The 13,749-nt window shown below is 53.8% G+C and carries 8 protein-coding genes and 1 pseudogene; all 9 read right to left on the reverse strand.

What is annotated here, in order from left to right; translation table 11 throughout:
- Nucleotides 1–106: 106 nt before the first annotated feature.
- Nucleotides 107–949, reverse strand: coding sequence for a CPBP family intramembrane glutamic endopeptidase (locus GEI7105_RS31640; RefSeq protein ID WP_017662302.1), 843 nt, complete (start codon nt 947–949; stop codon nt 107–109).
- A gap of 160 nt (nt 950–1,109) precedes the next feature.
- Complete coding sequence (locus GEI7105_RS0120560; protein WP_017662303.1) at nt 1,110–1,526, reverse strand: AbrB/MazE/SpoVT family DNA-binding domain-containing protein; 417 nt, start codon at nt 1,524–1,526, stop codon at nt 1,110–1,112.
- 322 nt (nt 1,527–1,848) lie between these two features.
- Complete coding sequence (gene lpxD / locus GEI7105_RS0120565; RefSeq protein WP_017662304.1) at nt 1,849–2,889, reverse strand: UDP-3-O-(3-hydroxymyristoyl)glucosamine N-acyltransferase; 1,041 nt, start codon at nt 2,887–2,889, stop codon at nt 1,849–1,851.
- A gap of 191 nt (nt 2,890–3,080) precedes the next feature.
- Nucleotides 3,081–4,265, reverse strand: a complete 1,185-nt coding sequence (locus GEI7105_RS0120570; RefSeq protein WP_071591958.1) for a transposase — start codon at nt 4,263–4,265, stop codon at nt 3,081–3,083.
- Between the two features lie 368 nt (nt 4,266–4,633).
- Nucleotides 4,634–7,357 (reverse strand): two-partner secretion domain-containing protein, encoded by a 2,724-nt coding sequence (locus GEI7105_RS31645; RefSeq protein WP_017662305.1) that lies wholly within the window; start codon nt 7,355–7,357, stop codon nt 4,634–4,636.
- Between the two features lie 588 nt (nt 7,358–7,945).
- Nucleotides 7,946–9,168: pseudogene (gene iscB, locus GEI7105_RS36240) on the reverse strand (RNA-guided endonuclease IscB); the annotation flags it as partial.
- Between the two features lie 562 nt (nt 9,169–9,730).
- Complete coding sequence (locus GEI7105_RS0120585; protein WP_017662306.1) at nt 9,731–11,323, reverse strand: B12-binding domain-containing radical SAM protein; 1,593 nt, start codon at nt 11,321–11,323, stop codon at nt 9,731–9,733.
- A gap of 149 nt (nt 11,324–11,472) precedes the next feature.
- Nucleotides 11,473–12,432 carry an NAD-dependent epimerase/dehydratase family protein gene (locus GEI7105_RS0120590; RefSeq protein WP_017662307.1) on the reverse strand — a complete coding sequence of 320 codons (960 nt, stop codon included), beginning with the start codon at nt 12,430–12,432 and terminating at the stop codon, nt 11,473–11,475.
- A gap of 108 nt (nt 12,433–12,540) precedes the next feature.
- The gene (gene hemE / locus GEI7105_RS0120595; RefSeq protein WP_017662308.1) at nt 12,541–13,602 is read right to left on the reverse strand and encodes a uroporphyrinogen decarboxylase; all 1,062 of its coding nucleotides are present in this window, start codon (nt 13,600–13,602) and stop codon (nt 12,541–12,543) included.
- Between the last annotated feature and the right edge of the window lie 147 nt (nt 13,603–13,749).

The raw sequence follows: 13,749 nt of genomic DNA on the forward strand, positions 1-13,749 counted from the left end.
GCATTTGCCGGCCGCGTCAAACACCCTACGATTCTGTTCCCTGTTCCCTGTTCCCTGTTCCCTGTTCCCTGTTCCCTGTTCCCTATTCCCTGTTCCCTGTTCCCTCTCAATTTTCAATTATCAATTGAAGAAAACCGGCCGTTGCCACCAAGAGACTCAAGCCCAACATTCCCGTTAAAGGGCGTCCGTCGATGCCGGAGAGCCAAGCCGGGGCGGTTTCCGTCGGGACGATCGCCCCCGTACTGTCGAGAAAAATTGCTGTCCCAACCCATCCGGCGTGCAATCCCCATGCTAAACTCAGAGTTCCGCCATCGACAACGCGAGCGAGGGTTAAAACCATTCCCATCAACCACAAACCGGGAATTTCTGGAAGGGTTTCTCGCCACCCCCAAACCAAATGCGAAGCTGCAAAAATCGTGCTGGTTATCGCGGCGGCCGTCCAGACAGACAGGTGAGATTGCAACTGAGTTTGGACGAATCCACGAAAGAGAAATTCTTCTGTCCCTGCTATCCACAGCGCTAAAATCCCAGCGAGGAAGAGAGGGAACATTACAGTTTCGAGGACGTCGCCCGATCGCATTTTAAATTCCCAGCGAATCCAGCCGAAGATTTTTTGGACGGCCGCGAGAATCGCGATGCCAAATATCCCCAATCCCCATCCGATCGCCAGTGATTTCAGTCCCTCGAACGGCCCCGTCCAACCATAATATGAAAATGGTAAGTTCTCGATCGCGGCCGTTCCGGAGATCGTTACGGGAAACAAAAGGTAGAGCGATCCTACCAAGATTAGCTTTTTTTGGGGAGCGAGGAAGTTTCCTGGATACCAATTCCAGCGTCGAGCTAGGGGAATCGCGATCGGCAACCACAGCCCCAACCAGACTCCAAAAAAACAGCTAATTTTAACCCAGACTCCGACCTCCGAACCGCGATCGAGGAACCCATGCAGCATTAACGCTTCCTAATCATCTGACTCCGCGATCGCCGACGACTGAAACTTTTACGATCGCGGTCTGTTTCTCGGACGAATCGGGGGAATTCCCACTGCTTCGATCGGTAACAATTTTACCGACGCTCGTTTGGGTCAACCCCCGTCGCGACGGGGATTAAGCCTATTCCTCGTCGCTGGCAGACCCGTTTCTGTCGGAGTCTGCGCGATCGATCTGAATCAGGTGAATGTGCTTGTAGCCCAGTTTAATTTCAAACTCATCGCCGGGTTTCAAGCCCATCGCTCCCGTGTAGGTAGATCCGATGACGATCTGACCGTTTTTGTGAACGCTGACGCGATAGGTCGGTTCGCGACCGCGTCCGTCTTTAGCACCTTCGGGATCGAGAGGAACGCCTTTAGCTGCCAGCACCGCATCGTAAAAATCTGTCAAGTTGACGCGGGTTTGGTTGTTTTTTGTGACCGTGTAGTATCCGCAGCGCTTCGCTGTTTCTCGACGCGGTAAGTGGGAGAGTTCTTTAACTTTTGTAAGTAGCGCCTTTCCCGTCAGCGGCGTTGGGTTTTCGGGTAACGTTTCGCTCATTGTCTGTTCAATTCTCCATCTAGACTCTAGATATATTAGATCGAAATCCCCTAAGAATTTGCTGGCTCTATAAAAATATAGCCTCAAATCTCACAGTTTGGTCGCTCTTAAACAAAACTTTCTGCGATCGAGCCGTTAAAATTCCTCGAGCTAGAGAATAGACCGAGAGGTAAAAGACCATACCTATATCCCGTCCGATCGCCTATCGTGCGATCGGTGAAGACGAGGACAGCCCTAGCATCAATTGTTCGCTGGTCGGCTGTCCCCTCTTACCTCGAGATCCCGGCGAGGCTTCCTCACTGAAAAAATTAGACAGTTTCCGTTAAGAGCGATTGTTGAGACGGCGTTGAATTTGTCGTAGGCTTTGATAAATTTCCGGCAGTCGTTTGTATAAAGCCGCACTGCGAAGCCATAACGGATTGGCGATCGCCGGAAATCCCGACACCACAGCCCCGGCTTCTACGTCCTGATGAATCCCCGTTTTCGCCGAAGCTACCGCCCCATCTCCGATTTTGGCGCGGTTGGCAACACCGACCTGTCCGGCAAGGGTAATATTGTTACCCAAGGTTACACCTCCGGCAAGGCCGACTTGAGCGCAAATGGCACAATTGGCTCCAATGCGGCAACCGTGACCGATTTGCACGAGGTTGTCGAGTTTGGTATTTTTACCGATCCGAGTTTCTCCCACCGACGGGCGATCGACCGTGGAATTACAGCCAATTTCGACCCCATCTTCTAAGACCACACAACCCGATTGTTCCATCCGCATTAAACCCGAAGGCGTGGGAACGAAACCGAACCCCTCCGCCCCGAGAACGGCACCGCTTTGAATCGTACAGTCGGCACCGATTTGCGTGCGCTCGTGAACGGTACAGTTGGCGTGTAACACCGTGCGATCGCCGATCGTCACCTGGGGATACACCACCACGTTGGCGTGAACGCAGACCTCGTCCCCGAGAACGACGCCCTCGTGAACGACGACGTTTGCGCCGATATGGACGTTTTTTCCCAGGGTCGCCGACGGCGCGATCGCTGCTGTATCGTGAATTCCCGGTTCGGGGCGAAACGGCCGATACAATAGCGCGATCGTCCGTGCGAAAACTTCCCGAGGATGGCGGGTACTCACCCAGGCGATCCCCCGTTGCCTCACCTGTTCCTGTAAGGTTTCATCGTCGGGCAAAACCAACGCACTGGCGCTCGTTTCCGCGATGTACTTGACGAACTTGTCTCCTTCGACAAAGGCGATCGTTCCCGCCGTGGCCTCTTCGATCGACGCCGCCTTCACGATATCTAACTTTTCCTCCGGAATGTAGGAGGCGATCGCATCCTCACCGAGTCGTTCGACAATCTCACTCAATTTCACAGTCGTTCTTCGCAACAGTTCCCCCTGCGATCGCAAATTCAGCAATCTCCCCAAAGAGAACACCGTCGCGCCTCCAGATTTAAGTTTGCACAGAAGAAATTATGCGTTACGAGCAATGCATTAGGAGCAAGGGAGAGGGGGAGAGAGGGAGAGGGGGAGAGAGGGAGAGCTGATAAGGCTATGACTTTTACTTAGGAGGTATCGAAAGCCAAAGAAGCCCCAGGATAGGGAGAAGTACGGTGGCGTCCCCAACTCAAGGGAAGTCCTTGAAAGAGGCGGACGACAAAAGAGATACAGCCAAGGCGCCAACAAGAAAGAGTTCTCGGTCTGAGGGTCGCGGCGGCCAGACCGGTCGAGTCAGAGTCAGTCCGAGGGGAAGTCGAAGGCTTTTGGGAGTCTTCCCGACAAGCCCCTTCGGTGATGAGCCAAAGTAAAGCCACAGACATGGCCAGCCAAAGACACTCAGCCCGGTGAGGATGAGTCAAACGGGTGCGTTGCCAATTAAAGCCATCGCTCTTGAGATCGCGATAAGCCGCTTCAGTCCAAGAGCGAAAGCCATAAAAGGCAGCCGAAGCCGATTGAGGTGAGGCGTCACTCAGCAACAGCCAAGGGTCTTTGTAATCCTCGTCCCATCGGGCTAACAGGGTACAATCGAGAGGATTTTGGCGAAAGCAGCGTACCGGTTGACTAAAACTCTCACCAACTCGAACCACTTGCTCGAGAGGTTGCCAGTCGGCGAGAGTTTCCCCCGAGCGCACTTGGTAATAGCCTTGTGAGTTAATACGTAACAAAGGATGCCATCCCAGAGCCACAATTTCCTCATACAGCCAACAAGCATAGAGTCCTCGATCGGCCAAAACCCAAACCCTGACCGACTCGGGAACCACTCCGCTCAAGCGACGGAGCAAGTCTTGCCACAGGGGCTTCCAGGGGTGTTTCTGGGAAGCTTTCACGATTTTCCAGGCCACGGGAATGCCACTGCCGCGATAGAGTACGTTGAGTGACAAGACGATAAATTTTTGACCGATATGGGTCGCATCTAAGGCCAGGAACAGGTCGTCGCTCTCTCCTAATAGCTCTAAGACCCACTTCAGCAGCGGCGCGAAACAACTGGCTACATCTAGCTCAGCATATTTACGACCGTAAGCTTGGCGTTTTTCTTTGTACCACTGTTGTAGTCTTTGACGTACGTTGGTGAATTTTTCCCCGTTGACTTGGGCAATACACTCTGACACTTGAGTCAGACTTGAAGAGCGACTCATCATCATGCCAAAGCTCCAGGTGGCTAGCCCTGATACTTGTGGCAAGGAAAGATTCGGAAAATGACGACTGACTTCTTGCGACCACTGTTTGAGGTAAGCTGAGTTGTATTTCATGGCTTCTCCTAAACGAGTCTACGGCTTTCTCTTTGTCGGCTCTTTCTCTCTCTCTTACAATCATAGCCTTGTCAGGAGAGGGAGAGGGGGAGAGGGGGAGAAACAGTTATCTGTTTGCTGTCTTCACGGGTGACTGGCGACTGGTGACTGGCGACTGGTGACTGTCTTCACTGCTCACTGTTCGCTGTTGACTGTAAAAGGTGCGTGACGAGTTGGCCGGTAAGACCGGATACTTTTCTTGTCTTTAGGTCACGCATCCTTGTATGTTGGCGGTGTACATTGGCGGTGCGTGACAGAGCGATCGCTCTCAGGATCGACACCCGATTTTTCAAGTCACGCACCCTACGACTGGCGACTGTAAACATCAACTATCGACAGTTTGTCTCAAAGCGCAGCGGAATCTCTGCCCCTCGACGGGAAAGGAGGAGGCGACCGTTTGCTCGCGTCGTTCCCTGGGCTTCCACGATCGCGTCGCCGAGTTTCCAGGTGGATTCTTCAGGCATAGGTAACGCAATTTGTGGCGCGATCGCCCCTTCCGACGCGCTACCGTCCCGAATCCCCGTCGCCTCAGCCGTACCGTACCGTCCTACCGACAAATCGTAAGGATTTTCCGGCAAACCGCCCGTTCCCGTCACCGTAAACTGTCCGCCGCTGTGACGCCGAGTCAAACAACTGTCGGCGACCAAGCGATCGACTCGAATAAAATCGCTGGCCAGTTCGACTAACGACGTATCGAGGCGAACGTCGGGATTGACAATTTCGACTAAACCGCCAAACTCCGCCCCGAGATCGGAACTGGCAGTAATATCGCTTTCGGGAGTCGTGCGATCGCGAAACTGAGTTCCAAAGATCCCTCGCGCGTTGACGAACACCCGGCCGCCGAATCCCGTCTGAGCGTTGGCGGTAATATCGCTGTTATCGAGTGCCACCAACGTTTCAGTATCGATCTCGATATTGCCCCCCGTGGCCGTATCTCGAGCGTTAGTGGAAATCGAACTTTCCCCAGACAGCCACAAATCCCGCGATCGAATCTCAATATTTCCTTCGCGGGCGGTTGCCGTTTCTGCCACCAACCTCGCCCCACTTTCCAAATTGACTCGAGGTGCGTCGATGGCTAAATTTCCCGCCCGTTCTCCTTCCCCAATACTACTGACAACGATTTGTCCCCCCTCGCGCACCGTCAGCTCTTCCGTCATGAGGGTAATATCTCCCGCCGCCCCGATGACATCGGCCGTTTCCGACGGCGGTACGGGAGACGGAATCGCCACGAGCGTCGCGTTCGATCGCAACCCACTACGCAACTGACCGTCAGAACCCGTCCCCGCAATGTCCACCGACTCAGAAGCCCGCACGGTCAACCGCCCCGCCGCTCCCCGATTGGACGTCGAGGTAACGATTTCCCCCCCATCTCGTAGCACCAATCGCGCCGTTGTAATTTCAATATCCCCCGCTGCTCCGCTGCCTTCGCTACGGGTGGCGATATTCGTGGCAACCCCCGAATCGGTACGAGTTCCCGAAATTAGAACGGATTCGGAGGCTCTGACCACCACCGTTCCCCCTTGCGCCGCCCCGAACGTGACCGCTCCAACCCCCGCACCGTCTCGTAGAATTAGATGTCTGGCTCGAATGTTGAGAACTCCCGCTTGAGTATTCGCATTTTGGAAGGCGTTCGCCCCGATGCCCGTGTTAAATACCCCGTTGGGCGTCGTTCCTGACATTTCAATCGTATCGGAAGCGACCAGGTTTACCATTCCACCGTCTCCGCCGCGAAAGGTGGAGGCAAACAAGCCGCCTCCTTCATCGAGGACGATATTACGGGCGTAGACGTTGACTTCTCCTGCGTCGCCGTTGCCTACCGTTTCGGCCACGATTTGCGAGCCGCTCAGATATAGGGTTCCACTCAACTGCACGTCGAGCGTTCCACCGCGTCCGTTACCTCGCGTTGCTGTCGAGACAAACGCACCTTGGCGCAGGGTCAGCGTTTCGGCGTCAATGTCGATCGTGCCTGCATCGCCGTCGCTAAAGGTAGTGGCGTACAGTCCGTTTCCCACCTGGGCGGGATTGTCGATCTCATCGAGGGCGAACAGTCGTTCGAGAATGTCTTGAAGTTTTCCCGCCCCGTCGAGGGTAATCGTCGTGGCTGCGACCCGCAAATTTCCCGATCGCCCGCTGCCGAACGTGGACGCAGAAATTAGAGAATTGTCGAAAACCTGTAGGGTATCGCCGACGATGTCGATGCGCTGTCCGTCCCCGTCGCCGAGGGTGTCGGCGAACAGGTAGGACGTACCGCTCAATTGGAGGTTGCCGCGAACGAAAATAGAACCGCCCCCGTTCCCGCTGACTTCGACGCGAGACCCGTTACTCAGGGCGATCGCGCCGAATTCTGTCGCCTCGATATCTCTCGTGTCGAGGTTCCAAGTACCGTTTTCGAGGGAGATCAGATCGACTTCTCCTTGAGGAGCGCGTACGATACCGTTATCGATCGCGATCGCGCCACCGACAAAAGCGAGGGTTTCTCCAGTATCGACACTCAATCCGACGAAATTTCCCTGACTGTCGCGACTCTGAGAACGGTTGACGATCGCTCCCGGTTGCGACCCCAAACCCAAGCCCACGGGAACGCTCACAGAAAGAATGGCGTTAGAAGCGGTGGTGGTGTTAAAGGCGGTTCCGTCGGCGAATTCGATGCGGTTGGCGGTACTGGCGAAAAACGACCCGCCGAGATCGAGTTGGGCGTTTTCCCCGAAGACGATACCGTTGGGATTGAGGAGAAACAGGTTCGCCGTTCCGTTGGCGGCCAGGGTTCCGTCGATCGTCGAGGGCAGCGTTCCCGTGACGCGACTGAAGATGTTACGAACCTCGGGAGTGTTCTCGAAGACGGCGCGAAATCCCGTGGGAACGGAGAAGGAATCAAAGCTGTGAAAGAGGTTGCGATCGCGAGTCGTTCCCCCGTCGAGGCGAATGGTGTTTCCGTCCGTTTCCACCTGGGAAGGATTGGGTAACGTGCCATCGGGAACGATTTGCGCCATCGCGGGAACAGTCAGGCTGAGATGAAATCCCAAGCCGAGGCAACAGAAAATTTGAGTTTTCACCAGAAAATCGGGGTTGGTAAGGGGAAGGGCGGAAGCCCCTGACGTTCACACATGGGGAGGTGAGCTTTTCCCCTTACATAAACAGCAGCCCGACAGGGCTTCCTTAGAAGCTGTAGGCATAACCGTCCTTCCCCTGAACATGGCTGCAATATTTGGCATTAATCCCCTGAACTAACCCCTTGACGCTCTCCCCCCAACCCTAGCGGGTATGGTCGGAGATTCCTGTTTCACTGGCTCATGCCTAGATAAACGAGCAAGCCCGAATACCCCCGGTCAGAACGCCTTCACAGGCTGTTTGTTTAACGTCCACGATGCGCCCCACCGCAGACATAAGCGAGAATCAAATTCTCTTGACAACACCAACTGGCGATTTTGTGGTTTACCTCCACCACGGGTTTTTCGGGTGTTGCGAACCATACCCTTAGGAGCTTAAAGACCGTTTCCGGTCAGGTAATTTTACCAGTTTGTTCGTTTCGGCGCTATCCCCTTCTCTCGCTATCGCCTTGTTCGGGGGATGCACCGAAACTCACCGCCGCTTCACCACCAACCAAGCCTATTGGCTATGGTTGGAGCGCTGCGACGAATCTTGGTAGCCGTTGAAATGTTGAACCAACCGGTCGAGCGAACGGCTACACGGCCAACATGGGTTCCAGCTTTCTTTCCTTTAGGTACAACCGCTTTAACGAGGTCTCCAGTTTGGAAACCTTTGACAAACCTCGCTCGGCTACGATGCCGAGTGGGAAAACCAAACTTGTTGGTGCCGCACATTTGTCGCGTACCGTGTCCTGTGGCTTTGATTAACAACGGTTGCTCGGTACGAACTTGAATTGACTCCATCTTGCCCACGCAAGCGGCATCTAACCCGTGGGTTTTAGGAAGTCCAAAACGAGTGCGGTTAAACTTCGTCTGTCCGCCCGTTCCCACTTCAATGGGCAAGCCCGTTTCTTTCAACTGTTGGCACAGTTTCCAGCGAGTTGCATTGACCGCCGCCACATCTTTTAATGGGGTTTTTGCTTGTCTCAAGATGCGGTCGAGAACGGACGGTTTCCCCGACAGAAACTCTCGAACGTCGCGGTTGCCCTTAGCTTGGTTGCACGGACGACACGCAAGGGTGAGATTGGAAACTCGGTCGCTCCCTCCTTTCATCCCCCCGTTGCCCCCCTTGGGAAGGGGGGTTGGGGGGATTCGACCTCTAACGGCACGTTTTCGGCATCGCAATAGGCGCACTTTCGACCCCACTTTTGCAACAAGAACTCGCGCACTTCGTAGCCAAACAGCTCGCCCTGCTGGTACTCAACCCCGCTAGTTTCGGGGTTCTGGAGTTTCTGGGTATCAAACCGCACGAGTTCCTGAGAGATAGACGCGATCGGGCAAAGTTTTCGCAAGCGGTTCACCCACGTCATCGTGGTTTCGACCCGATGGTTCAGAGACGGCGGCAACCAACCCTTGGTTCGGGTGCGGTTGAGAAAGCGGGGCTTTCGGTATCGGGTTTTCCGGTGGCGTCGGGAACGACGCACGGCGCGACGTTTCTCTAAAGCTTTCTTGATGGCTTGTCCCCTGTGGGAAAGTTCGCCCGCCCAGACGACTGCATTCCCTTTCAGCAAGGCCAGCCCGGTCGTTTTAGATCCTGGGTCAATCTTCAGTTCGCACGGTTCGGGGTCGCCCTCGAACGCTTTCTTGAGGACGAGGGTGAAGGGATATCGACGAAACACGGCCGCTTTACCTGCCTTCAGCAACCGTCGTGCGGTTCCTGGGGAACATGGGGTTAGCGGTTTTCGGTTCGTATCGATGACTAGGACGTAATTGGACATGGTGTTTGTCCTTAACTTTTCAGTAATGTTCGCTTCGCCAAGGTTCGGAAAGTTTGTCGCGTTTAAAGCACTGCCTTAACTCCGATAGAGCCGTTTAACTTTGAACCTCAGAGCCTAGAACTAGCGACGCATCCTAGGGTGAGATAGCTTTCCGAACGTAGACCTCTAAGGTCTTAGGCTGGTCAGGCGTTTAGATTTCAAGCCCCTGGCTTTAGACATGGGGTTGTTTTCTACGGAGTTCCTGACGGGAACGGGGCAATCTCGTTTTTATGCCCCTATCCTACTCGTCCGTTTTGGAAGTTGCACGATCGCCCCAAATTCAATACAACCTTTCCTCTTCCCTGTAGAAATCCCCGGCATCTTGAAGATGCCGGGGATCTGGCGAATCAATGCCAATTCAAAGGGCGCATCTCAATTTCGTAGAATGACCCCTCCGCCTCCGGCACCTCCCCTTAGTAAGGGGAGGATGGGTGGGGTTTCGATCGCAAAAGTGAGATGCACCCAATTTAAAGCGGGTTTGACCGCATAAAAAAGTCAAATAGTCAAGTTTTTAAAACAAAACTTAACTATTGACTCCCGCACTCACCGGAACGGGTTTCTCAGAAGACTCATCTAAATTGGACTTCGCCTTCAAATAAGCTTCTAACTGCGCTTCGATATTGTGGCGAACCATCTCCCGATATTCAATAAAGTGTTCGCTCAAGGCGCAGGTGGCCAAATAACTGATGACCAACCGGGGTTTTTTGAAATACACGTCCGCCAAATAGCGCCAGAACGTCCAACGGGTGGGTCGAAGGACACCTTGGCGCCAGGCGATCGTCAACAAAGCCCGAATATCTTTCCAGGCCACATTTCCGCGTTTCGAGACAGCATGACGAGGTTCGCTCATACTAATATAGTGACGGTAAACCCGATTCTGGTAGCGAACAGGGTCGTAGAGTTGATAAAAAGCATCGACGTACTCGTTGGCGATGTCCTCAATCGGACGAGTTGGAATAAAGTTCATCAGCGTGGTTTGGTTCACGCCACTCACTTGTTCGAGAAGACGGCCTTCTTTTTTTAAGCGTTCCATCAAGGCCGTATTGGGGAGAACTTGCAGCATACTCACCATGGCTTGGGGGATAGCTGTTTGTTCGACAAACTCGACAATTCGATCGCCCGCCCCTGGTTTTTCGCCATCGAAGCCGATGATAAATCCCGCCATGACGCGCATTCCCGCTGCGTTAATGGCTCCCACTGCCTCCGTCAAAGGATCTCGCGTATTTTGAAACTTTTTTGTAAGGGCGAGACTGTCAGCGTCGGGGGTTTCAATGCCCAAGAAAACACTGTTGAAGTTGCAGTCCGCCATTAAATCCATTAGCTCTGCATCTTGAGCGAGATCGACGGATGCTTCGGTGCTGAGATGAAAGGGATACTGGTGTTCTTTCATCCAGGGTTTAATAGCCCGCAACAGTAGCTTGACGTTGCGCTTGTTGCCGATGAAGTTATCATCCACTAGGAACACCGACCCGCGCCATCCCAACTCATAAAGGGTATCGAGTTCGGCAAGGAGTTGTTCGGGGTTTTTGGTGCGGGGTTTGCGCCCGTACAGGACGATGATGTCGCAGAACTCGCACTGGAAGGGACAGCCTCGGGAAAACTGGACGGACATATTGTCGTAAGCGTCCAGTTCCAGCAAGTCGTACCGAGGAATGGGGGTTTCCGTGACAGCAGGTTTTTCCGTGGCGCGAAAGACGCCGCGAGTGTCGCCCCGTTCGATCGCTTCGACAAACATCGGAAGGGTAATTTCCCCTTCGTCGAGAACCAGGAAATCCGCCCCAGCCTCTTCCAATTCCTCGGGAAGCGAGGTCGGATAGGGACCGCCCACGGCCACGGGTTTACCTCGACGTTGGGCGTGCTGAATTTGCGCCATCATGTCGTCTTTTTGGACGATCATGCCCGAGAGAATTACCAGTTCGGCCCAGTCCCATTCAGACTCTTCGACGGGACGCACGTTGAGATCGACGAGTTTTAGCTCCCAGGTGTCCGGTAAAATGGCGGCAACGGTAATCAAGCCCAGGGGCGGTAAGACGGCTTTACGACCGACCAGTTCCATGGCTTTGTCGAAAGACCAAAAACTTTTGGGAAATCGCGGATATAAAAGTAAAACTCGCATGAAATAAATGTTCCTCACATATTTTCGTCAGGCTAACACAAATATTTCTCAGTTAGCTCGAGGGAGAGGACAGTTGGCGGTGAAAACGCGGTTAAAAATTGCTTAAGCGCGCGATCGCGGGAAAACCGAAAAGAGAAGAACCGAGCGAGTCAATCGTCCGTTTTGGAATTGGGAAACACGCCCCGTTCCTTAAGGGCATCTGAAAACGTCTCACAATAAACCGGGAGATCGAACGTCGCTGGCGTGACGGCATCGGGATAAGTAAAGTGTCGGTATTCCAAACAAAAGCGATCCCAGGGGGACATCTGTACGTTAAACAGTGCGATCGCAATATCGACCGCCCATTTAGGTAGCGGAATGCGGAAGTAAATCCGCTTGCCCAAATATTTACACAGTTCGCTCACCGCGCGATCGACCGTATAAGGCTGAGTTCCGAGAACGTAGCGACGATCGCCGCCAGGGGGATTTTCCACCAAATAACCGACCACTTCAGCGATATCGCGGGCGTGGGCGAAGTGAAAACTCCCGCTGAGACTGACAAACCGCGCCAACTCGACCCATTTCTTCACCTCGGGAAGCCCCGCCGACACGTGAGAATAGGGTTTCGTCTCGTCGCCACCGAGGACGATGGTGGGAAACAGCGTGGTGATGCGATCGGCCACGGGCATTCGATGCAGTTGGCTGAGACAGTCGTATTTCGACCGAATATAGTCCGTTCCCATGTGGGCGGCAGCTTTTAAAACGTTTCCCTCGCGATCGAGCAAACTCGCAGTCGAAAAATAAATCACCTGTTCGCACACCTGGCGATCGAGCAGGTGCATCAACATACAGGTTTTCGTCACGTTAATATCGAAGGTTTCCTGCTGTCCGCCCCACGCCGCCGCGGCCAAAATCGCACAGTGTATGGTAGACAACAACTCCTCGTATTGGTGAATATCCCGTAAATCCCCGTGCAGGACGTGAATTCCCGGCCGTGCGTCGATGTCGATCCGAAGTTTGGTCGGATCGCGAACGAGCATATACAACTCGCAATCTGTTCGTGCAATGAGGGTTTCGGCGACGTAATGACCGATACACCCACTCGCACCCGTCAGGAAAACTCGTTTCATCAATTCGCGAAGGTGAGAAGCGGAGGGGGAGAGGGGGAGAGGGGGAGAAAGGGAGAGGGAATAGTTTCTTCCTTAGTTTGCCTCGTCTCCCTATCTAATCGTCCCGAACTAGGCAGTAGCCAAGAGTTTGTCGGCGTTTTTGGCGGTTTCAAAGAAGAACGCCACGTTTTCTTCCGGGGTGTTGGGAAGCACGCCATGTCCGAGATTGAGAATGTGGCCTCGGTTTCCGGCTTTGCGGATGGTGTCGAGGATGCGATCGCGGATGAAGTCTTGGGAACCGTACAACACGCCAGGGTCGAGATTTCCTTGAACTTTCATATCCGGCCCGAGGCGTTTGCGGGCGTCGGCCATATCCACCGTCCAATCGACATTAATAATATCGGGGCCGGCTTGCGCCATCCGTTCCAACAGTCCCGCACTTCCGCTGACGAGTAGAATTAACGGCGTGTCGGGGTGCGTTTGTTTGACTTGTTGAATAACCCGTTTTTGATAGGGAAGGGCAAAGGTTTCGTAATCTTGGGGGCTGAGTTGTCCGGCCCAGGAGTCGAACATTTGCACCACTTGGGCGCCACAATCGATTTGATAGCGAACGTAAGTGGCGATCGAATCGGAGAGTTTTTCGAGCAGTTTGTGTAGCATGGCCGGCTCGGAAAATGCCATTCCTTTAATAATGGAATAGGTTTTCGATCCTTTTCCTTCCACGGCGTAAGCTGCTAACGTCCAAGGTGCGCCGACGAATCCAAGAACGGCGGCTTCGTTTTTGACTTCTTCCCGCAACGCCTTCAAAATCGGTTTGATAAACGGAAGCGATTCTTCGGGTTCGAGGGGGTGCAGGCGATCGACCTGTTCCTTCGATCGAATCGGCGGGTCGATAATCGGTCCTTTCCCCTCGGCGATGTCCATATCGATCCCCATTCCCGGTAACGGCGTCACGATATCAGAAAACAAAATCACGCCGTCGGGTTTGAACGCTCGCCAAGGCTGCAACGACACCTCGATCGCCACTTCCGGAATTTCAGAGCGTTCGCGGAAGCTTGGATACTTTTCGCGCAAGTCTCGATAAGCTTTCATATACCGCCCTGCTTGCCGCATCATCCACACCGGGGGACGGTCTAGCACTTCACCGCGTGCGGCTCTCAACAAATAGGGAATCTGGGGAGAACCCGTCATTATAACGTTTCCTTAAAAATGTTTTTGATTGCCATCGCTTAGCTTACCACAGTCGAAGAAGAGGGGGAGAGGGGGAGAGGGGGAGAGGGGGAAAAAGGGAGAAGGGGAGAGGGGGAGAAAGGGAGAAGGGGAGAGGGGGAGACCCGG

Origin of the sequence: Baaleninema simplex PCC 7105, assembly GCF_000332355.1 — a bacterium.
In the GTDB taxonomy this organism is placed as follows: domain Bacteria; phylum Cyanobacteriota; class Cyanobacteriia; order Cyanobacteriales; family Geitlerinemataceae; genus Baaleninema; species Baaleninema simplex.

Coding starts and splice junctions, on each gene's coding strand:
- GEI7105_RS0120570 (WP_071591958.1), bottom strand. CDS start 4,265: ATGAAATACAACTCAGCTTACCTCAAACAGTGGTCGCAAGAAGTCAGT.
- GEI7105_RS0120590 (WP_017662307.1), bottom strand. CDS start 12,432: ATGAAACGAGTTTTCCTGACGGGTGCGAGTGGGTGTATCGGTCATTAC.
- GEI7105_RS0120585 (WP_017662306.1), bottom strand. CDS start 11,323: ATGCGAGTTTTACTTTTATATCCGCGATTTCCCAAAAGTTTTTGGTCT.
- GEI7105_RS31640 (WP_017662302.1), bottom strand. CDS start 949: ATGCTGCATGGGTTCCTCGATCGCGGTTCGGAGGTCGGAGTCTGGGTT.
- GEI7105_RS0120560 (WP_017662303.1), bottom strand. CDS start 1,526: ATGAGCGAAACGTTACCCGAAAACCCAACGCCGCTGACGGGAAAGGCG.
- hemE (WP_017662308.1), bottom strand. CDS start 13,602: ATGACGGGTTCTCCCCAGATTCCCTATTTGTTGAGAGCCGCACGCGGT.